Annotated in this window: 19 protein-coding genes; 4 read left to right on the top strand and 15 right to left on the bottom strand. The window is 60.9% G+C overall.

Features of this window, described 5'->3' with window-relative positions:
- Window positions 1-40 precede the first annotated feature (40 nt).
- From ssuC to FHT82_RS21960, 3 genes are all read right to left on the bottom strand, one after another.
- Window positions 41-907 (bottom strand): aliphatic sulfonate ABC transporter permease SsuC, encoded by an 867-nt coding sequence (gene ssuC / locus FHT82_RS21970; RefSeq protein WP_183734798.1) that lies wholly within the window; start codon window positions 905-907, stop codon window positions 41-43.
- A gap of 40 nt (window positions 908-947) precedes the next feature.
- Window positions 948-2123, bottom strand: coding sequence for an FMNH2-dependent alkanesulfonate monooxygenase (ssuD, locus tag FHT82_RS21965; protein WP_183734797.1), 1176 nt, complete (start codon window positions 2121-2123; stop codon window positions 948-950).
- 199 nt (window positions 2124-2322) lie between these two features.
- On the bottom strand, window positions 2323-3288 hold the full coding sequence (locus FHT82_RS21960) for an aliphatic sulfonate ABC transporter substrate-binding protein (RefSeq protein ID WP_183734796.1): 966 nt from the start codon (window positions 3286-3288) through the stop codon (window positions 2323-2325).
- 264 nt (window positions 3289-3552) lie between these two features.
- Between FHT82_RS21960 and FHT82_RS21955 the strand changes: the two genes are divergently transcribed.
- Both FHT82_RS21955 and FHT82_RS21950 read left to right on the top strand, forming a co-directional pair.
- Window positions 3553-4422, top strand: coding sequence for an NAD(P)-dependent oxidoreductase (locus tag FHT82_RS21955; RefSeq protein ID WP_183734795.1), 870 nt, complete (start codon window positions 3553-3555; stop codon window positions 4420-4422).
- A gap of 13 nt (window positions 4423-4435) precedes the next feature.
- Window positions 4436-5116 carry a DNA alkylation repair protein gene (locus FHT82_RS21950; protein ID WP_183734794.1) on the top strand — a complete coding sequence of 227 codons (681 nt, stop codon included), beginning with the start codon at window positions 4436-4438 and terminating at the stop codon, window positions 5114-5116.
- Window positions 5117-5220: 104 nt separating this feature from the next.
- On the opposite strand, the gene FHT82_RS21945 is transcribed toward FHT82_RS21950, so the two are convergent.
- From FHT82_RS21945 to FHT82_RS21925, 5 genes are all read right to left on the bottom strand, one after another.
- Entirely contained in the window at window positions 5221-6153 is a 933-nt protein-coding gene (locus tag FHT82_RS21945) for a LysR substrate-binding domain-containing protein (protein WP_183734793.1), read from the bottom strand.
- A gap of 444 nt (window positions 6154-6597) precedes the next feature.
- Window positions 6598-7677 (bottom strand): porin, encoded by a 1080-nt coding sequence (locus FHT82_RS21940; protein ID WP_183734792.1) that lies wholly within the window; start codon window positions 7675-7677, stop codon window positions 6598-6600.
- 870 nt (window positions 7678-8547) lie between these two features.
- A complete protein-coding gene (locus tag FHT82_RS21935; protein WP_183734791.1) occupies window positions 8548-9036 on the bottom strand; it encodes an Lrp/AsnC family transcriptional regulator in 489 nt (162 codons plus the stop codon).
- A 71-nt stretch (window positions 9037-9107) separates the two neighbouring features.
- On the bottom strand, window positions 9108-9755 hold the full coding sequence (locus FHT82_RS21930; RefSeq protein WP_183734790.1) for a uracil-DNA glycosylase family protein: 648 nt from the start codon (window positions 9753-9755) through the stop codon (window positions 9108-9110).
- The gene (locus tag FHT82_RS21925; RefSeq protein WP_183734789.1) at window positions 9749-10294 is read right to left on the bottom strand and encodes a thermonuclease family protein; all 546 of its coding nucleotides are present in this window, start codon (window positions 10292-10294) and stop codon (window positions 9749-9751) included. The genes FHT82_RS21930 and FHT82_RS21925 overlap by 7 nt, the downstream gene beginning before the upstream one ends.
- Window positions 10295-10400: 106 nt before the next feature.
- Here FHT82_RS21925 and FHT82_RS21920 point away from each other — a divergent pair, with 106 nt between their 5' ends.
- Window positions 10401-11936 carry a HAMP domain-containing sensor histidine kinase gene (locus tag FHT82_RS21920; RefSeq protein ID WP_183734788.1) on the top strand — a complete coding sequence of 512 codons (1536 nt, stop codon included), beginning with the start codon at window positions 10401-10403 and terminating at the stop codon, window positions 11934-11936.
- Window positions 11937-12475: 539 nt separating this feature from the next.
- Entirely contained in the window at window positions 12476-13414 is a 939-nt protein-coding gene (locus tag FHT82_RS21915) for a sialate O-acetylesterase (protein WP_183734787.1), read from the top strand.
- Between the two features lie 95 nt (window positions 13415-13509).
- Here FHT82_RS21915 and FHT82_RS21910 read toward each other — a convergent pair whose 3' ends face one another.
- The 7 genes from FHT82_RS21910 to FHT82_RS21880 form a co-directional block, all read right to left on the bottom strand.
- Entirely contained in the window at window positions 13510-13845 is a 336-nt protein-coding gene (locus FHT82_RS21910; protein WP_183735090.1) for a diacylglycerol kinase, read from the bottom strand.
- A 241-nt stretch (window positions 13846-14086) separates the two neighbouring features.
- The gene (locus FHT82_RS21905) at window positions 14087-14518 is read right to left on the bottom strand and encodes an EF-hand domain-containing protein (protein WP_183734786.1); all 432 of its coding nucleotides are present in this window, start codon (window positions 14516-14518) and stop codon (window positions 14087-14089) included.
- A 165-nt stretch (window positions 14519-14683) separates the two neighbouring features.
- On the bottom strand, window positions 14684-16942 hold the full coding sequence (locus FHT82_RS21900; RefSeq protein WP_183734785.1) for a copper-translocating P-type ATPase: 2259 nt from the start codon (window positions 16940-16942) through the stop codon (window positions 14684-14686).
- On the bottom strand, window positions 16935-17612 hold the full coding sequence (locus FHT82_RS21895) for an isoprenylcysteine carboxylmethyltransferase family protein (RefSeq protein WP_183734784.1): 678 nt from the start codon (window positions 17610-17612) through the stop codon (window positions 16935-16937). Before FHT82_RS21895 ends, FHT82_RS21900 begins: the two co-directional genes overlap by 8 nt.
- The gene (locus FHT82_RS21890) at window positions 17605-17874 is read right to left on the bottom strand and encodes a DUF2933 domain-containing protein (protein ID WP_183734783.1); all 270 of its coding nucleotides are present in this window, start codon (window positions 17872-17874) and stop codon (window positions 17605-17607) included. Before FHT82_RS21890 ends, FHT82_RS21895 begins: the two co-directional genes overlap by 8 nt.
- Window positions 17875-17929: 55 nt before the next feature.
- On the bottom strand, window positions 17930-19414 hold the full coding sequence (locus tag FHT82_RS21885) for a multicopper oxidase family protein (protein WP_183734782.1): 1485 nt from the start codon (window positions 19412-19414) through the stop codon (window positions 17930-17932).
- A 106-nt stretch (window positions 19415-19520) separates the two neighbouring features.
- On the bottom strand, window positions 19521-19895 hold the full coding sequence (locus FHT82_RS21880) for a hypothetical protein (protein ID WP_183734781.1): 375 nt from the start codon (window positions 19893-19895) through the stop codon (window positions 19521-19523).
- Window positions 19896-19900: the final 5 nt, after the last annotated feature.

Raw genomic sequence — 19900 nt, 5'->3', positions numbered from 1 at the left:
TCCGAACGCAGAACCGCTGCACACTTTTGCGGGAATTGCTCTATTTCGCGTAAGCCGGGTTCCACTTGAGCGTCCGACGCTCCAGCGCGCGGGCGACGACATCGGCGAGCTTGCCGAGCACGGCATAGATGACGAGCGCCAGCACCACGACATCGGTCATCATGAATTCGCGGGCATTGTTGGCCATATGGCCGATGCCCGAGGAAGCGGCGATCGATTCCGAAACGATCAGCGTCAGCCACATGATGCCGAGCGCATAACGCAACCCGACGAAGATCGAGGGCAGCGCGCCGGGGAAGATTACCTTGCGGAACAAGGTCCAGCCGCTCATGCCATAGACCTTGCCCATCTCGATCAGGTCGCGGTCGACATTGCGCACGCCATGATAGGTGTTGAGATAGACGGGGAAGAGCACGCCGAGCGAAGTGAGAAACAGCTTCGATTCCTCGCCGATCCCGAACCAGAGGATGACGAGCGGGATCATCGCCAGATGCGGAATGGTGCGCAGCATCTGCAGCGTCGTATCCGTCAACTGTTCCGAAAGCTTCGACACGCCATTGGCGATGCCGAGCAGGAAGCCTATGGAGCCGCCGACGACAAGGCCGGCGAAAGCGCGCCCGGCACTGACAAGCACATCTTCAGGCAATTGCCCCGAGATCGTCGTGGTCCAGAAGGCGCTCGCGACATCGGCCGGCGACGGCATGATGCGCGAGGAAATCCAGCCGACGGAACAGCCGAGCTGCCAGAGTGCCAAGATTGCAACCGGCACCAGATAAGGCAGCAGCCTGTCGCGGCCGGGCAGCGGCAGGCGAAAGCCCGCCCTCGTCCCACCTGATCTGGCCCCACCTGCCCTGCCCTTGCCGGCTTCAGCGCCAGCCCGCGCAAACGGCGTATCGAAAGTCGACATGGATGATATCCTCGCGCTTCGGTTCAAAAATCCGGCTCGATCAGGAGCCGGAAACGACCTTCAGGTTGCCCCCATGGCTGCCGCCGGCGAAGACCTTCTTGCGGCCGAACTCGTTGTTGAAGCTGAGCCGTTGTTCGCTCCTCTCGATGCCGAGTTCCGGGAAGAGCAGTTCGGCGACGCGATAGGCTTCCTCGAGGTGCGGATAACCGGAGCCGATGACCGTATCGATGCCGACTTCCTGATATTCCCTCAGGCGTGCGGCCACCGTTTTCGGCGAGCCGACCAGTGCAGTGCCGGCACCGGCGCGCACCAGGCCGATGCCGGCCCAGAGGTTCGGAGAGACTTCAAGCTTGTCGCGACGGCCGCCATGAAGGGCCGCCATGCGCTTTTGGCCGACGGAGTCGGACTCCTTGACGAAACGTTCCTGCGCTTCGGCGATCGTCTCGTCATCGAGGTGACGGATTAGGCGATCAGCGGCTTCCCAAGCCTCCTCGTCCGTCTCGCGCACGATGAAATGCAGGCGAATGCCGAAGGAGACGTCGCGACCCTTGCCGGCTGCTGCGGCGCGCACCTTCTGCACCTTCTCGGCAACCTGTGCCGGCGGCTCGCCCCAGGTCAGGTACTTGTCGACGCGGCCGACGGCGAAATCGATGCCGGCATCCGAGGAGCCGCCGAAATAGAGCGGCGGGCGCGGCGACTGCACCGAGGGGAAGCCGAGCCGGGCTTCGGTCGCCTTGATATACTTGCCATCGTAGCTCGCGACACCCTTTTCCAGCAGCTCTTCGAAGACGTGGAAGAACTCGTCGGCATGGGCGTAACGCTCGTCATGCTGCAGATGGATGCCGTCGCCGGCAAGCTCGGCCGGGCTGCCGCCGACGACGATGTTGAGCAGCAGGCGGCCGTTGGAGATGCGGTCGAGCGTGGTGGCGAGGCGCGCATAATAGGCGGGCGACGCCGTGCCCGGACGGATCGCCACGAGGAACTGCAGCCTCTCGGTCTTGGCGGCCAGCGCTGATGCCATCACGAAGGATTCCTCGCAGGCGACACCGGTCGGCAGCAGGACGCCGGAATAGCCGAGACGGTCGACTGCCTGGGCGATCTGCGTCAGATAGCCGATTTCAGGGGCGCGGTTGAGATCGGTGGAGCCGAGATAGGTGCCGTCACCGGATGTCGGGATGAACCAGAGGAAATTGATCGGATCGGATGAAGTGGTCATGAGCGCGTTCCTTGTTATGGATATCTGAAATCAGCAGCATTTGATGTCAGCGGATATCGTGACATAGACAACAAATTATATCGACAATATCAATTTTCTATTCTGACTTGGTCTGGGGAATAATTTTGCCCCGTTCCGCGGCATGGGTACGCTCCCATACCGCGGCCGGCAGGGACCCCCGCCCCAAGCTTTAGGAGAGTCAGCTCGCCTTCGGGCGCCAGACGATATCGCCGGTCGTGAGCTTCTTCGGCACGATGCCGAGATTGTAGAACTCGTCGGCAAGCGCCTGCTGATAGGCGGCCGCCGCTTCGGTCACGGTCGTCACGCTGCCGAGATCGGCGCCGCGGCGCTGCAGCACCACCCTGGTGATCTCGGCAGGCACGCCTGTGATCTCCGAGAGCTCCTTGACCGTCGCATCGAGATTGTCCTGCGCCGAGTGGCCGACTTTGGCGAGCTCGTCGAGCACGTTGACGATGACGGTGCCGTTCTGGTCGGTGAAATCCTTGTTGGCGAGGAAGAAGCTGTAGGAATCGACGATGCCTTCCGCCGTCGTCAGGATGCGTGTATCCGGATCCGCCTCGGCGATGGCGAGATAGGGATCCCAGATCGACCAGGCATCGATGCTGCCGTTCTTGAAGGCAGCCGCGGCATCCGGCGGTGCAAGATCGACCTGCTGCACATCCTCGGGTTTCAGCCCCGCCTTACGGAAGACCTTGACCGTTACGTTATGGGCGCTGGAGCCTCGCTTGAAGGCGACTTTCTTGCCCCTCAGATCCTCCAGCGTCTTGATCGGCGAATCCTTGCGCACGAGAATGGCGGAGCCCGCCGGACTGCCCCGGTAGATGCCGACATAATAGAGCGCCCCACCCGCCGCCTGTGCAAAGAGCGGGGGCACGTCGCCCGTCGCCCCGAAATCGAGCGCACCGGCGCCGAGCGCTTCGAGCAGCGGTGGGCCTGACGTGAATTCCGACCAGCTCACCGTAATCCCCTGATCGGCAAGCCGCTTTTCCAAGGCGCCGCGACGCTTGGCGAGCGCCAGCACGCCATTCTTCTGCCAGCCGATGCGGAACTCCGTTGCCGCGGCATGCGCCGGCCGAACAGACGGCAGAATGGCGGTGGCGCCTGCCGCCGCAAAAAGCCCCAACGTTTGTCGACGTGTGATCATCTCTATCCCCTTTTCTGGCGAATTCGCGCTCCTGCTGCGCTGGCCCGCCTGTTTCGATGGAGTGATGATGATTTAGTCTATAAATTAGATCGACAACTAAAATTGTCATATTCGCGATATCCGAAACTTTCCCGACCCGTTTTGTCAGGCTCGGAGAAATTTTGTTCCAAGACAGGTCGCTTCTCCTTGGTCGGTGGCTTTCCGTCATCAGCCGTTTCCGCTAATCCTCGGAGCCTGTTTGCAAGCGGTCATGGAGAACAGCATATGGCGAAAGTCGCTTTTATCGGTCTCGGCGTCATGGGTTTCCCGATGGCAGGCCATCTGAAGACAAAGGGCGGCCACGACGTCACCGTCTATAACCGCACGGCCGAAAAAGCCGCCGCCTGGGCCGAAAAATTCTCCGGCAAGTCCGCCCCCACTCCGGCTGAAGCCGCCGCCGGCTGCGATTTCGTCTTCGTCTGCGTCGGTAATGACGACGATCTACGTTCGGTAACGACGGGCGAAAACGGCGTGCTGAAGACGATGAAGCCCGGTTCCGTGCTGATCGACAACACCACGGCAAGCGCCGAAGTCGCCCGCGAACTCCATGAGGCTGCCAAGGCAAAGGGTGTCGATTTCGTCGACGCTCCCGTCTCCGGCGGCCAGGCGGGCGCTGAAAACGGCGTGCTGACCGTCATGTGCGGCGGCGATGAAGCCGCGTTCGAAAAGGCAAGACCCGTCATCGACGCCTATGCCCGCATGGTCGGCCTCATGGGGCCGGCAGGGTCCGGCCAGCTCACCAAGATGATGAACCAGATCTGCATTGCCGGCATCGTCCAGGGTCTCGCCGAAGCCGTGCATTTCGGCAAGCGCGCCGGCCTCGACATCGAAAAGGTGGTCGACGTCATCTCCAAGGGCGCGGCTGGCTCCTGGCAGATGGAAAACCGCCACAAGACCATGAACCAGGGCAAATATGATTTCGGCTTCGCCGTCGACTGGATGCGCAAGGATCTCGGCATCGTGCTGGCGGAAGCCCGCAGCAACGGCGCCAGGCTGCCGCTGACGGCCCTCGTCGACCAGTTCTACGGCGATGTCCAGGCGCTTGGCGGCAACAGGTGGGATACGTCCTCGTTGCTGGCCCGCCTCGAAAAATGACCGGCTCCAAAAGATGATTGGTTCTTCTTCGAGTGCAGCGGAACTGATCGCGCATCTGCAGACGCTGCGCTCTGAGAACAATATCGCCGGCATGGCGCGTTTCGGCATCGTCACTGACACCGCCATCGGCATCTCCAATCCCGATCTGCAGAAGATCGCCCGGTTGGCAAAGAAGGATCACATCAGGGCAAAAGAGCTCTGGGTAAGCGGCATCCGCGAAGCGCGCATGCTGGCACTCTATACGTTTGAGCCGAAGAGGCTGACGGCCACCGAAGCCAGCGCCCTCGCCGCCGACTTCAATTCCTGGGAAATCGTCGATTGCGCCGCCGACCTCTTCGTCGAGGCGAAGCTTCACTCACTCATCCCGGACTTTGCCGCCGACAAGCGGGAATTCGTCAGGCGAACCGCCTTCGCCATGATCGCCGGTACCGCCGTGCACCGAAAGACGGACTCAGACGAAAGCCTGCTTGCCTACCTGCCGCTGATCGAAGCCCAGGCGACAGACCCGCGCAACTTCGTCCGCAAGGCGGTCAACTGGGCGCTCCGCAATATCGGCAAGCGCAACCGTGCCTGCCACGCTCCGGCGCTGGCCCTTGCCGAACGCCTTGCCGCAAGTACTGACAAGACTGCCCACTGGATCGGCAAGGATGCTGTCAGGGAATTGACGGGCGAAAAGTTGCTCGCCCGCCTCTAAAGCACGTCGCGATCTCCAAGATTCGCTCGCCGTGCTTTGGTCCTTGTTTTTACGCGTGTCGTTATCGCAAAACCGCGCACACTTTTGCGCGCTGCGCTTTAAACCTACTGCGCTGCAATCGCCGCATTTGTCGTGACGATCTGATGCAGCTTGGATTTCTCGACCAGAAAATCGATCAGCGCCCGCACCGCCGGCGGCATGCCCTTGGTCGTGGTGAAGACGAGATAGAACTGGCTCTCCACCGTCTGCCACTCCGGCAGCACGCGAACCAGCCGGCCGGACTGGATATCCGCCGCGCAGGCATGTTCGAGAATGAGCCCGTAGCCCACACCGGCGCGTGCGGCATCGAGGATCGCCGTCATGCTGCGGCAGGTGAGCCGCGGCTGGTGGCGCACCACCTTCTTCTCGCCGCCTGGACCGACCAGTTCCCAGGTATGGAAGGACATCCAGGTGGTCATGGCGAGTGTCGGCGCATCGCCGAGATCGTCAACGCAGCCGAGTTCGCCCATGCGCTCGACAAGCGAGGGACTGGCGACAAGAATGCGCCGCGCCCGGTCGAGCTTGCGCATCGTCAGGCTCGTCTGCGTTTCCGGCTCGTTGGCCGCCCGCACTTCGACATCGATACGCTCGTTGATAAGGTCGGTACGCCGGTCGGAGCCGATGATCTGCAGCTTGATCTTGGGGTAACGCTCCAGAAACTCGGGCAGGACGGCGCCGAGCGAAATATCGACGAGACCAAGCGGGCAACCCATGCGCACGATCCCCTGCGGATCGGACTGGGCTTCCGTCACGATCGATTTGGCGCGATCGGCTTCCCTCAGAATCGTCTGGCACTGCTCGTAGAAGGCCTGGCCGATCTCCGTCACCCGGAAGTGACGCGTGGATCGTTCGATCAGCCTTGTGCCAAGGCTATCCTCCAGCCGGCCGACGCGCCTGCTGAGTTTGGAACGGGGTATCTTCAGGGTTCTACTTGCGGCGGCAAACCCACCACTAGAGACGACGGCTGCAAAATAGAAGTAATCATTAAGATCGTCCATAATCGAAACCTACCCGAGAGTAGTAATGAATGCCAAGCTCTCCAAAGGCTTATATCGTGTCATCTGTCACGTTACAGTCACATTATCGGCACTGATTCCGGGAAAATGAAACCGATCCAGAGGTGCGCTTTTCAGGATGATGACTGCGCAACGACAGCGTGGGTATCGCGCAATAAAATTGGCGCAATTAGTCGGAGGGAACGAATACGCTGATAGCTTTTAAATGTGCTCGATATCAGGGAAAATTCCGGAGGAAAACCTGCTGACAGAATAAAACCGGCCAGCGTGGCGGCGCTCCTGGCTTCTCAGCAGTTTTCAACTGCAAAGGACTGGCCCAGCAGGGAAAACCGGACCAGTCCCTCGTTGCTGATCGGAGGTCATTCTGATCAGAAACTCATGGTTTGGGAGACCCCCGGCATGAAGCCGGGGGATCCGTCGCTCAGATTAGAACGCACGCTGCAGACGGAAGTAACCGGTGGTTACGTCGTCGCCATCTTCCGGATCCAGGTACTGGACCGAAGCCTTGGCGTAGAAGTTTTCGACGATCTGGTAATCAACCGTCAGACCAGCCTTCCAGGCATCGCCGAGACCGTCGAAGTTCTCCGGAACATTCGAGCTGCCGCCGAAGTAGTTGCCGTAGTACTGAACGCCGGGGGTGATCTTCAGCTTGTCCGTTGCCTTGATGGCGTATTCGCCAGCAACTGCCCATTCAGCCGCCGAGTAGTAGGAGTTCGGGCCGCTGGAGTAGACAACAGCGAGGCCGAGCGTGCCCGGGCCGAGTTCAGCCGTACCCATAGCGCGGATTGCGCCGTCTTCGTTGTCGAAGTCCCAGCCGCCGGTGACCTGGTAGCTGAAGACGCCAGCCGTGCCGCCGATGCCGAAGGCAACGCCGACATTGTTCGGACCATCGTCCGCAGTGAAGACGGTGGTGCCATCGGCGGCGGTAGCAAAGGTGCCCTGGTAGACGCCGTCTTCCAGTTCGTCGACGCTGAGGCCAGCGTAGAAGGAACCGGTTTCGTACTGATAACGGATCGAGTTATGCAGCGTTACGTTGGAGCCGATGTCGTCCGTTTCGCCGGAGAGACCATCGTCCCACCAGGAGTAGAAGAGACCAGCGCGGAAGCCCGCGACGTCGAGGTAAGCGGAGTCAAGGATCGTCGACTGCGACGACGCGTTGTCCGCATTGGCCTGGAGAACGATCACGCCGGTGAGCGGGCCGTATTCGGTGTCGCTCTTGGCCGTGAACTGAACCTGACCGCGGGTTACAGCATCCCAGCTGGAGTCGTTGGTCGTCTTGTCGCCGCCGGCGTTCGGGCCGACGTTAACCTGGAAACGGATGTAGCCTTCGATCTTCAGGCAGGTTTCCGTGCCCGGGATGTAGAAGTAGCCGGTGCCGTAAGCGTCGCAGACGCGAACGTACTCAACCGGCTCCGGCTCGGCAGCAACGATTGCGTCTGCTGCGAGTACCGGGGTCGATGCAGCAAATGCTGCTGCCGACGCAAGCAATACCATCTTGATGTTCATTGTAGAATTCCACTCCTTTGTCGATCGGGACTTTCACTCTGTCTCCGAAGATCCAAAGCCGACCCGTTTGAACAGCCTCACGGCGTGCGGATCGATCGAACCGCCGAACGTTCATCCCACAGACATCTGACTGTAGCAATTCGTGAACCGTACCAACCCACAGCCGGAGCATGCTTTCTGCGCCAAGCGTGGTTTTTATACAACAATTTCAAGGAGCTGGATAGTTAACACACGAATGCCGCCGCGATAACCGGTGGTTCTCGCAAGCGGCCGAACTGATCCTCCCAAAGCACCGCAAAATGGAGCAAAGCTCGAACAATTTCGCGAAGCAACCGAGCTATAGCGCCGGCTAAGGACCATATAAAGATCGGAGATTAGGACATGGTGTCCTGAAATCGAACCTAATGGTGCAGATAGCGACCATCAATCGATTTGGGGCCTACTTTGTGTTGTATAAACAACCACAGGCACGCGTTTTGGCGTCGCTTAAACGTTTCGCCACGGGCACAGAAAAATCGTGTACCGCGAGATATTGCGCTGCACCGACATTATAAAAGTGTCCCAGATAACCCCCGGACCACCCTCTTGAACCAGCGCCCGTGCCTCCCAACACCAAGGCCAGTTCATGACACGCGTGGAATTCGCATAGTTCCATGACAGGAAGATTACAATTTGGAAAGGTTTCGCACCGCAGCCGAGTGGCTTGTGCTTCACGAGCACTCTTGGAACTCGCGGATGAATTCCTGAGTCTCCCTGCGCGGCCCGCCCGCGCAGCTTGTCTCCCGGGAGATTCGGCTCTCTCACCGGAGCGGCGCGATTCGCTCGCGCCTGTCCGAAATCATATGCGTTGTATTAGGGCGCCTGCCCTGCTCAGTCCTCGTTGGACTTGGCGTTTTCGAGAAGCATGTAGTCGAGCGGCAGCTGCGTCGAATACTTGATCTGCTCCATCGCGAAGGCAGACGAGACATCGCGAATCTCGATCTTGGCGATCATCCGCTTGTAGAAGGCGTCATAGGCAGCGATATCGGGCACGACGACGCGCAGCAGATAATCCACGTCGCCGCTCATGCGGTAGAATTCGACCACTTCCGGGAATTCCGCCACGACCTCTGAGAAGCGGCGCAGCCACTCGATCGAATGGGTCGCGGTGCGGATCGACACGAAGACCGTGACCTTGGTGTTGACCTTTTCCGGATCGAGGATCGCCACGCGGCGCTGGATGACACCGTCTTCCTCCATCTTCTGGATACGCCGCCAACATGGCGTCGTCGAAAGCCCGACCTTCTTGGCAAGGTCGGCAACGGCGAGCGTCGAATCTTCCTGGAGCAGGCGCAGTATCTTCCGGTCGAGGCGGTCCATGCGAAACGAAGTCCCTTTCGAATTTATTTTCTCTGTATAGCGCGATTCCGGCTGACGAAAAGAATTTTGTTTCAGAAGACAAGCATTTTGATTCGCCGGCGCAGTTCCGGCAACAGCTCTTCTTCGAACCAAGGATGCCGCTTCAGCCAGCCCGTATTGCGCCAGCTCGGATGTGGCAGCGGAAGAATTGCAGGCTTGCCCGGTACGGTGAGAGTGCTGCGCCAAGCCTGTACCGTCTCGGTCATGTTTTCGCGCCTCGCTGCGCCCATGTGCCAAGCCTGGGCATAACCACCGACGGCAAGCACCAGCTCGATCTGCGGCATGGCCGAAAGCACGCGCTCCCGCCAGATTGGCGCGCATTCACGCCGCGGCGGCAGGTCGCTGCCCTTGGCATCATAACCTGGGAAACAGAAGCCCATCGGCACGATCGCGAATCGATCCCGGTCGTAAAAGGTCGGCCGGTCCACCTGCAGCCACTGCCGCAGCCGGTCGCCGGAAGCATCATCGAACGGCAGCCCACTTTCATGCACGCGCAACCCCGGCGCCTGACCTGCGATCAGCACACGGGCGCGCGACGAGAGCACGGCAACCGGCCGCGGCTCGTGCGGCAACCGGTCGTCGATCCCGCGCAGCGGCGCATCGCGACAGATCCGGCAGGCAGCAATCTCGGCCCGCAGCCCGTCCAGCCGCTCCTCGTTCAATGCACTGTTCACTACCATCCCGTCCATTCGCCGATCAGCCGTTGCAAACCCGAGCTTTCATGCCGAGCCTGATCCCTGACATCGCGCGGCATGTCGAAACGGCCGGCCCAGAGCCCCAGCTTTTGCGCCCTCGCCTGCCCTTCCTCCTGCCGGTAGCTGCCATAGGAAACCGCCATCCCGGAGGCCACCATGCGCGCATTGATATTGCCGGCATCATTCCGGCACGTGACCAGCAGCCGGTCGTAGCGATCGCGCTCGTTTCCGCCGCATTGAGTACTGTTGTCAGAAACCAGCTGCTGCAGCGTGTATTGGGCCTGCCTGCCGCACGCCCAGTCCTGCCCGGCCCGCTCACAAGTCTGCGACAGTTCCGGCGCATCGATGCCATCAAGCCGCATGCGCTCGCCATTAAGAACGAGGCTGTCGCCATCGGCGGCGTGAAAAGCGCCCCGGTGCCGGATGTCGGGCCTGTCATTAAGCTTGGCCGCAATTAATGCAACGAGAGCAAGAAAAGCCAGCGCGGTTGCACCGTCTCGGGTCAACACAAGAAGCCGTGCCACGCTTTTGCCTCCTTGCAAAACAAACCCTTGGCAAAGATGGCAAACATCTTCTTAAGACTTTCCGGTTAAGCTCTTATTCATCTGCGGGACAAATTTCAACGTACACATGAGTACCGGCGTCAGCACATCGACCGACAAGATCATTGTCGACAAATCGCGCGGCCACCGCAACAAGGCGGTTTCCAGGGCCGTGCGGCAGACGCGCGAACGCCTGCAGTCCGGCCATGCCTCCAGCTCCGCTTTCGATCGTGACGTGCTGCAGATGTATATTACTGCAGTGCTGCAGGGCGCGGCGATCATGCCGCTCTTCATCATCATCGTCGCAGCACTCGGCACCTATTTCATAGAGGATGCGAGCCTGTTCTTCTGGGCGTTGCTGACGCTGACCTGTCACGCCGTCAATATTCTTCTGGCCCGCCGCGCCCGGAAGCGGGAAATTACCGCAGAGACTGTGCGCCGCTGGCGCAACCTGTTGCTGGGCGGCCAGTTCCTGATCGGCTGCTGCTGGGCGATCTTTGCCCTGCAGAGCTGTTCGGCCTGCGAACCTTCGAGCTTCACGCTCTACAAGGGCGCTAGCCTGTTGATCGCACTGTCGGTCACGACCATGTCGAATTTCATGCTGACGCCCGCCGTACTCGTCGGCTTCGCGCCTGCCGTCGTGGCGCTTGCCGCAAAAAGCGGCCTGTCAGGCGATATCCTGGAACTCTGCCTAGCCGCGGTTTTCACCACGACGGTGGTCTTCTTCAATTACATCAGCGACCGGCTCTTCCAGTTCAGCCTGAGGATCCTCTCCTTCCAGTCGGAAAAGGATGATCTGATCGCTGAGCTGGAAGTGGCGAAATCCATGTCCGACGAGGCCCGCCGCCGCGCCGAGGAAGCAAACCTCGCCAAGTCGCGCTTCCTCGCCTCCATGTCGCATGAGCTGCGCACGCCGCTGAATGCCATCCTCGGCTTCTCCGAAGTCATGTCGGCGGAGGTCATGGGGCCGCTCGCAAATCCGACCTATAAGGAATATGCCGGCGATATCCATCGCTCCGGCCAGCATCTGCTCGATCTCATCAACGAAATCCTCGATCTCTCGCGCATCGAAGCCGGCAAGTACGAGTTGAGTGAAGAGGCGATCTCGCTGCTCGATATCACCGAAGACTGCATCGGCATGGTGCAACTTCGGGCACGCGCCAAGAACATCACCATCCACGATCAGGTCGAGCGCCAGCTTCCGGCGATCTGGGCCGATGAGAAATCCATGCGCCAGGTCGTGCTCAATCTTCTTTCCAACGCCGTTAAATTCACGCCCCAGGGTGGAGAAATCAACGTCAAGGTCGGCTGGACGGCCGGCGGCGGCCAGTACATCTCGATCAGGGACAACGGCCCCGGCATTCCCGAAGACGAAATTCCGGTCGTGCTGTCGGCTTTCGGTCAGGGCTCGATCGCCATCAAGAGCGCCGAACAGGGCACCGGCCTCGGCCTGCCGATCGTCCAGGCGATCCTTGCCAAGCATGACGGCCAGTTCATCCTGAAATCCAAGCTGCGCGAAGGCACCGAAGTCATCGCCATCCTGCCGGCCAAACGCGTATTGCAGAGCATCCCGGCCGTGGAAGAAGCCCAGCCGGTCGCCAAGAAGCGCAAGAGCTTCGCCTGATGCTCTTCCTTCTCTGGAGCATTTCCGTTTTTCTTCGAAAGACGATGCGGCGGCGCTCACAGAGCGCCAGACATTAGCACGGCATGCGGTGACCATGAATTGAGATACAGGTTCATTGTCGACAAGCCATCGTAGTCACGACATCCTCTTCGTCTATCACGTGAGAAAACCTCGATCACACCTGCCCGCGCCATTTTATGTATTCACACTCCCTGTCATCCATAAGTGTGACTACTAATACTATCGGCGTAATTGTAATCCTCAGTCGCGTCTATAGTCTGGCAAGACCCACGCACGACATGAATTGGCTGGATTTGTTTTTTGAAAACCTATCCAGAGCGGCGACATCGTGCGCTTCAGCATTTGCAAGGAACGGCGAATAGCGCGCTTTCGATTCTGGCGCGCGCGAAGGCTTTGGTTTGTGCGGTCACTGTGACTACCACTTGAGCGCCAAATCTATTTCAAGTCGAGGAAAGGCACGGTCGCCAGTACGCCCCTGGGCCACGAATGTTTGTTGTCATTGAGTAAAGGGTAGCGCTATGGTTAAGCGAGTAGTTTTGGGCTTGATGGCTCTGCTTGCCTTGTACGTCCTTGGCGGCATGAGTGCGAGGCACGACATCTTTCCATGGCCGCAACTCTCGGCGGTGAAGCAACAGGTCGTTGGAACCGAACCCCCATCACCAAGTCGCTACGGGTTCGACGACAATCATCGCCTCATCGCTGATGAGACAAAGACTGCCGTACCATGTCCGATACAGACCGATCGCACTGCAGTTTTGCTGGTTCTCGGACAATCCAACGCTGCAAATGACGGCGGCCAACGGCATAGATCGGCTTACGGTGACAGAGTTATCAACGCCTTTGACAGCCGCTGCTTCATTGCAGCATCACCGTTACTTGGAGCGACCGATACAAAAGGTGAATACTGGACATCGCTTGGCAACTCTTTGATTGCGTCTGGTCGATACGACAAAGTCGTCATCGCACCGCTGGCCTATTCTGGATCCGAGGTCGCGCGATGGGCAAAAGGGGGTGACCTCAATGGCGAGCTGGTCGATACCTTAAAACGACTAAAACGAGTGGGATATCGCCCCACTGATGTCATCTGGGTGCAGGGGGAAGCCGATTTGGTCATGGGTACAAGCGCGCCGGATTATGAGGATAGATTTCTTTCAATGGTCGATACCCTTCGCGGACAGGACGTCAATGCGCCCGTTTACATCACCATCGCCTCGAAATGCCTGGAGCCGAGCAACGGCGGGTTTAAGGTCCACATACCGGAAAACCCAATTGTCCATGCGCAACGGGCTCTGTCCAAGAGCGGCAATGGTCTTCGCGAGGGTGTCAATACCGACTCCCTCCTTACCGAAGATGACCGTTATGACGACTGCCATATCGGCGGCTCAGGAGCAGACAAAGCGTCCCAGGCATGGCTGAGCATTTTGCTTGACGACCGCCGCCTGGAGGCATCTCGGTAGATATCTCCGGCGCGGATATCTGCCTTGTTGAAGGCCATGCCCTGGACAATCGAAAGTGCGGTGCTCGATGCAGCATCTTTCGCGATCTAATGCTTTTAGAAGAATAAGTGCCTGCAGATGACGAAGCCGAGGTAAAGGCAGCAGGCGGCGATCATGCAGGTCACGGCGAAGGAGCCGAGATCCTTTGCATGTTTGCCGACGATGGAAATCTCCGGTGAAATCCGGTCGATCACTTCCTCGACGGCCGTATTCATCGCCTCGATGGAAAAAAGCCCGAGGAAGAGCAGGGTCGTGACGACGAATTCCGTGGCATCGGCGCCGACGAGGAGAAGCATGATCAGCGCCGCGACAAAGAAGCCGAGCTCCTGCCGGAAGGCCGCTTCCCGGAATACCCGCAGGAATCCGGCCCAGGAATAGCCGGCCGCAGCCATGAAATGGCGAAAGCCCGTCTCCTTGGTCACGGCAGGTTTCGTCCCAGGTTGCGTCAACGGCGCCTCGATTCTTCCGCGCCGATCCTTGCGCCGGCGCTTTCATTCATGAGCGCATACGCAGATATCGTGTCCCCGGTCCAAGCGCAAGCAATGCACCGGCCGGACATAGGTGTCCGCCCGAGAGCGGCAGGTAGCCTCCGCCGCTCTTCCTGTTCAAGCATCGGATAATCCAAACCGGAGCCTATGGCAGCCAGAACGCCCGTATCTCTTCCGGCGTGACCTTGCCGTCATTGTTCGCGTCCACGGCGTCGAATATCCGCTTATGGATGGCCGTCACTTCCTCGAAGGACAGCGAGCCGTCATCATCGGTATCGGCAATCGCGAACATGACCTTCATCATGAACCCGCGCATCATCGGCATCCCGCCGCCCATCATGCCGCGTTGCATCATGTTCCCGCCCATCATTGCGCCAGGCATCATGCCCTGTCCTTCCGACATTCCTCCCTGGCCTTGTCCCATCATGCCCCCCATTCCCGATTGCGGGGCCGCCTGTGATACGTTCAAGGGATGATGGGAATCCGTCTCGTTCGTCTGCGCGAAGGCGGAACCGGGTCCGCCGATCGCGATCAGCGCGGCCAGCAGGACCGCGTTTGGAATGCTCGTCATTCTCATGTCGTTTCTCCTTTGGCTTGGTCAGTACCCACGCCTGCTTCCTGAAGCGGAGCAGGACGGATTCGAATGTCGTGGCAGTGGCAGGCGGACGCGCCGCCAGACACCTAGAGCGCCGTGCGTCCATTCGGACGCACTAAGGACGCTCTAACTCTTTGAATCGACGCATCAGGCTTTCCGAAAATCGATTCCGATTTTCGGGCCGATGCTATAGTCGATCGACGTGCGCCGAAGTCGCAGCGAGTTGCCAATGACGCTGACCGAAGAGAGCGCCATGGCGGCCGCCGCGATGATCGGCGAGAGCAGCAGCCCGAAGGCTGGATAAAGCACGCCGGCGGCAACGGGCACGCCGGCGGCGTTATAGATGAAGGCGAAGAACAGGTTCTGGCGAATGTTGCTCATGGTCGCGTGGCTGAGCTTGCGCGCCCGGGCGATGCCCTGCAGGTCGCCCTTCAGCAGGGTGACGCCGGCGCTCTCGATCGCAACGTCGGTGCCTGTCCCCATGGCGATGCCGACGTCAGCGGCGGCAAGTGCGGGGGCGTCGTTGACCCCATCGCCGGCCATGGCGACGACGCGTCCTTCGCGTCGAAGCCGTGAGACCACCTTGCCCTTGTCCTCCGGCAGGATCTCCGCCTCGACCTCCTCGATGCCGAGCCTTCTCGCCACCGCCTGCGCTGTCGTCTTGTTATCTCCCGTCAGCATGACGACGCGAATGTTCTCCTCCTTCAGCGAGCGCAGCGCCTCGGGCGTGGTCGCCTTGACAGGGTCGGCGATCGCAATCAGGCCGCCTGCCTTGCCGTCGATGGCGACGTAGATCACCGTCGCCCCCTCGCCGCGCAGCGTCTCGGCCTCCGCCATGAGGGCCGAGAGGTCGACACTCGCTTCCCTCATGATCCGGTGGCTGCCGATGACGAGCCTTTTGCCGTCGACCGTGCCGGTAACCCCCTTGCCGACGGGACTGTCGAACTCGCGAGCCTCGCCCAGCGCAAGATTCCTTTCCTTGGCCGCGGCGACAATGGCCGCGGCAAGAGGATGTTCGCTGGCGCGCTCAAGGCTGGCGGCCAGCCTCAGAAATTCAACCTCGTCGAAGCCGCCGACGGTCTTCAGCGCCGTGACCTTCGGTCTGCCCTCCGTCAGCGTGCCGGTCTTGTCCACCACCAGCGTGTCGATCTTCTCGAAGCGCTCCAGCGCCTCGGCGTTCTTGATGAGGACGCCCATGCTGGCGCCGCGCCCGACGCCGACCATGATCGACATCGGCGTGGCGAGGCCGAGGGCGCAGGGGCAGGCGATGATCAGCACGGCGACAGCCGCGACGAGGCCATAGGCGAAGCGCGGTTCCGGCCCCCAGATGCCCCAGGCGATAAAGGCGGCAACGGCGATGAGGATCACCACCGGAACGAACCAGCCCGAGACCTGGTCGGCCAGGCGCTGGATCGGTGCGCGGGAGCGTTGGGCGTCGGCAACCATGCGCACGATCTGGGAGAGCATGGTATCGCGCCCGACCTTGCCAGCCCTCATGACGAAGCCACCGCTCTGGTTGAGCGTGCCGCCGATCAGCTTGGCGCCGACCTCCTTGGTGACCGGCATGGATTCGCCTGTGATCATGGATTCGTCAACGGAACTTCGGCCTTCGATGAGCTCACCGTCGACCGGCACTTTCTCGCCCGGCCGCACCCGCAGGCGGTCGCCGACGACAACCACGTCGAGCCCGACGTCCTCATCCGAACCGTCGTCCCTGATGCGGCGGGCGGTCTTCGGCGCAAGATCGAGCAGCGCCCGGATGGCGCCGCCGGTCTGCTCCCGCGCCCTGAGTTCCAGCACCTGCCCCAACAGCACGAGGACAGTGATGACGGAGGCCGCCTCGAAGTAGATCGCGACGGAGCCATCGGCGGCGCGGAAAGTGTCCGGAAAGATGCCGGGCACGGCCGTTGCGACGACGCTGTAGATCCAGGCCACGCCCGTTCCCATCGCGATCAGCGTGAACATGTTGAGGCTACGGTTGACGAGTGAGGCCCAGGCTCGTTCGAAGAACGGCCATCCCGCCCAGAGCACGACCGGTGTTGCCAGGACAAGCTGAATCCAGTTCGAAAGCTGCGCGCCGAGCAGCATATGCAGGTTCGTGAGATGACCGCCCATCTCCAGTGCGAGGACCGGCAGCGTCAGGACGAGGCCGATCCAGAACCGGCGCGTCATGTCGACGAGCTCGGCGCTTGGCCCCGTCTCGGCCATAGCGACCTCCGGCTCCAGCGTCATGCCGCAGATCGGGCAGGTGCCGGGGCCGATCTGCCTGATCTGCGGATGCATCGGACAGGTGTAGATCACACCTTCCCCAGGCGTCGCCCCGACACCCGCCTTTGCCGCGGGCTTCTCTTCATCGTGATGGTGATGACCATGGGCATGACCCTCATGAGCGTGGTGATCAGTCATGAATCGCCCCTCCCCGATGGCTTCCGGCGGCGCCTGCGCCGTGGCCAAGCCTTGGGATAAAGCGCGGAACGGTTCTGGCGTACACATCCCACGCCGTTCCGAACTCCGCCCTGGAGGCCTCCTCTTCCCGCTTCGCAAGCCGCACATAGACCCAGACCAGAACCGGGAACATGGCGAGCGTCACAAGCGTCGGCCACTGCAGCAGAAATCCCGTCATGATCACGATGAAGGCGTCATATTGCGGATGCCGGACGCGGGCATATGGTCCAGTGGTCGCCAGGCGATGCTCTTGCTGTGCGGCGTAGAGCACATGCCAGCTCGAAGCGAGCAGCCAGAAGCCGGCGATGATCAGGATGTTGCTCGCAAGATGGAACGGCCCGAAATGCGGATTGACCCGCCAGCCGAACATCATCTCCAGCAGGTGACCGGCATCATGCGACCAGAAGTCGACGCCGGGGAAATACCGCCCGAGCCAGCCGGACAGCAGGTATATGGTCAGCGGGAAGCCGTACATCTCCGTGAAGAGCGCGACGATGAAAGCGGAGAAGGCGCCGAGCGAACGCCAGTCCAGCTTGGTTTCGAGCCTCGTGAAGCTGGCGGCAAAGATGATGAACACCACGGAATTGATGATCACCAAACTCCAGAGTCCATAGGCTGAGGTGTCAGACATCGCCTGCCTCCCTTCCCTTCTGCCGTACGGTGCCGGTCCCATGGCCGGCATGGCCGTGACCGGAGTGTCCGGAATGACCACCGTGACCGTGATGCATGAACAGATGCATCAGCGGACAGGCCAGGATGAGGAGCCAGGGCAGGATGCCAAGGAGGTGCACGCGATGCTCATAGGCAACGAGTCCTAGGGCGATCACAGCGAAGGCAATGAAAACGGTCCTGCTATAGGTACTCCAGGCCGGTGAGGAATGGTTGTCGTTCATGAGGATGCCTCGTTCGAGGGAGTTCGGGAAAGGCCTCGCGGTCCGGGGGACCGCGTCAGCCGACGCCGTCATAGGTGACATAGGCCATCATGCCCGTCGCCATGTGATAGAGGTGATGGCAATGGAGCGGCCAGCGACCGGGATTGTCGGCATCGAAGGCGAGGACCACGCTCGTCATCGGCGGCAGCAGGACCGTATCCCTGACCGCGCCGGCGACTGGCGTTCCGTTGATACCGATCACCTGGAAATGGTGGCCGTGCAGGTGCATCGGATGCGCCATCATCGACATGTTGGTGATCCCGACTTCGATCCGCTCGCCGCGCTTGACGACGAGACCGTCCGCCCCGTCAATGCCCCAGGTGTAGGCCGCCATGTCGCCCGTCAGCGAGAGTTCGAAGCGGCGGTCTGCCGCGCGGATCACCAGCGGGCCGACGGGACGCAGCCGCCGTTCCAGATCCAGTCCGAGAAGCGGCCCCTTCCCCTCGCCCTTGACCGCAATCCTGCTGATATCAGCGCCCGCGCTGGCGAGGATGACGCCCGTCCGTTCCGCGGCTCCCTCGCGCAGGGCAAGGATTGGAAAGGCCCCGCCGTCCTTCGGAAGGCTAAGGCGGATATCGAGGCGCTGGCCCATAGAGACCGGGAAAGCCGTGCCGACGACCGGCTGCACGCCCTGCCCGTCGACGGCGACCAGCTCTCCGGCAAGGCCGCCGGTATCGATGGTAAAGGCTGTCGCCGTGGCACCGTTGATGATGCGCAGGCGAACACGTCCGCTCTTCTCGACGGTGACGACCTCGGGATCGTCGAGCGTGCGGTCGTTCGCAAGATAGGCATCGTAATCGATATCGTTGATGTCCATGGCCGCCATTCCCGGCATGGCCATGCCCGCCATGGTATTGCCTGACATCATGTGCTGCATGCCGGCCATTCCCTGCATCGCGCCGTGGCCCATGGCCATGGCGCCATGTGTGGCATTCCCCTTGAGCTTCGTCAGCAGTTCCTCCGCCGACAGGAAGGAGAAGTCGTGGAGCAGGACGACGACCTCCTGCTCATCACGCTTCAAATCTTCGGCGGTCCGCACGATCAGCGGCGCGGCAAGCAGGTTCTGCTCCTGCAGCGTATGGGCATGCATCCAGTGCGTGCCGCCTGTGCCGACCGGGAATGTGTAGCGGCGGGTTTCGGACGGCTTGATGAGTGCGGCCGGATTGTCGGGTACGCCGTCGGCGTCCCAAGGCGGCGTCAATCCGTGCCAATGGATCAGGGTCGGCTCGTCGATGGCGCTCGACAGGGCAACGTCGAAATCGGTTCCGGCGTCAAGCGCCAGTCCCTGCCTGCCGTCAGGCTGGACGAGGCCGAAGACGCGCGCGGACCTGCCTTTGACATCGATGGTCCGGTAGCCGATGGAGAGGATGCGGGGTGTCGCTTCCTGTGCGGGTGAAGACTTGCCGTCCAGTGCAAAGCTGCTGACAGGACGGAGCGCAGCCGACATGCCGAGCGCTGCTGCGCCGACTGTCAGGCCGTTTAGAAAATCACGGCGTTTCATTCTATTTGATCCTAGCTTCCAGGTCGGCAAGCCGACCATTGGTCTGGGGCTGCCTGCGGCGCCCGCGGAACTGGCCGAGCGCCGCGACAAAGCGGCCTTCGGCATCTCAGACCGAAAGACGAGGAGGACCGAGCGTGGGCGGGGGCGACAGGCCGCTGCCGGTTTGGTCACCCCATGCGAAATGGAGGACGGAGCCCCTGGCTGCTGGGGCTTCCGTTCTGTCGATAGTCATCAGGACGACGCAGAAGCCGCACGAAACGGTGCAGCAGCTCTTATGATCGGGAGTGTGAAAACTGCCCGGGAGCGAGGCTTTGACGTCTTTCTGCACAAAGCTTTGCTCGACGCCGTAGTGAACGTGAATAGGGCGTTCGCGGCACTGCATCGCCGTCGCCCCTGCCGTTGGCGCGAACAGAAGCGCGAGCGCGACCAGGACGGTCAGCGCTGCGTTCATCAAAGCGAACCTGCGGCGGTCGGCGGCCATGTGTG

This window comes from Rhizobium sp. BK275 (assembly GCF_014193555.1).
Lineage (GTDB): Bacteria > Pseudomonadota > Alphaproteobacteria > Rhizobiales > Rhizobiaceae > Rhizobium.
The sequence above is the reverse complement of the archived record's forward strand: the minus strand, read 5'-3'. Positions and strand labels throughout refer to the sequence as shown.

Coding starts and splice junctions, on each gene's coding strand:
- ssuC (WP_183734798.1), bottom strand. CDS start 907: ATGTCGACTTTCGATACGCCGTTTGCGCGGGCTGGCGCTGAAGCCGGC.
- ssuD (WP_183734797.1), bottom strand. CDS start 2,123: ATGACCACTTCATCCGATCCGATCAATTTCCTCTGGTTCATCCCGACA.
- FHT82_RS21960 (WP_183734796.1), bottom strand. CDS start 3,288: ATGATCACACGTCGACAAACGTTGGGGCTTTTTGCGGCGGCAGGCGCC.
- FHT82_RS21955 (WP_183734795.1), top strand. CDS start 3,553: ATGGCGAAAGTCGCTTTTATCGGTCTCGGCGTCATGGGTTTCCCGATG.
- FHT82_RS21950 (WP_183734794.1), top strand. CDS start 4,436: ATGATTGGTTCTTCTTCGAGTGCAGCGGAACTGATCGCGCATCTGCAG.
- FHT82_RS21945 (WP_183734793.1), bottom strand. CDS start 6,153: ATGGACGATCTTAATGATTACTTCTATTTTGCAGCCGTCGTCTCTAGT.
- FHT82_RS21940 (WP_183734792.1), bottom strand. CDS start 7,677: ATGAACATCAAGATGGTATTGCTTGCGTCGGCAGCAGCATTTGCTGCA.
- FHT82_RS21935 (WP_183734791.1), bottom strand. CDS start 9,036: ATGGACCGCCTCGACCGGAAGATACTGCGCCTGCTCCAGGAAGATTCG.
- FHT82_RS21930 (WP_183734790.1), bottom strand. CDS start 9,755: ATGGTAGTGAACAGTGCATTGAACGAGGAGCGGCTGGACGGGCTGCGG.
- FHT82_RS21920 (WP_183734788.1), top strand. CDS start 10,401: ATGAGTACCGGCGTCAGCACATCGACCGACAAGATCATTGTCGACAAA.
- FHT82_RS21915 (WP_183734787.1), top strand. CDS start 12,476: ATGGTTAAGCGAGTAGTTTTGGGCTTGATGGCTCTGCTTGCCTTGTAC.
- FHT82_RS21910 (WP_183735090.1), bottom strand. CDS start 13,845: ATGGCTGCGGCCGGCTATTCCTGGGCCGGATTCCTGCGGGTATTCCGG.
- FHT82_RS21905 (WP_183734786.1), bottom strand. CDS start 14,518: ATGAGAATGACGAGCATTCCAAACGCGGTCCTGCTGGCCGCGCTGATC.
- FHT82_RS21900 (WP_183734785.1), bottom strand. CDS start 16,942: ATGACTGATCACCACGCTCATGAGGGTCATGCCCATGGTCATCACCAT.
- FHT82_RS21895 (WP_183734784.1), bottom strand. CDS start 17,612: ATGTCTGACACCTCAGCCTATGGACTCTGGAGTTTGGTGATCATCAAT.
- FHT82_RS21890 (WP_183734783.1), bottom strand. CDS start 17,874: ATGAACGACAACCATTCCTCACCGGCCTGGAGTACCTATAGCAGGACC.
- FHT82_RS21885 (WP_183734782.1), bottom strand. CDS start 19,414: ATGAAACGCCGTGATTTTCTAAACGGCCTGACAGTCGGCGCAGCAGCG.
- FHT82_RS21880 (WP_183734781.1), bottom strand. CDS start 19,895: ATGGCCGCCGACCGCCGCAGGTTCGCTTTGATGAACGCAGCGCTGACC.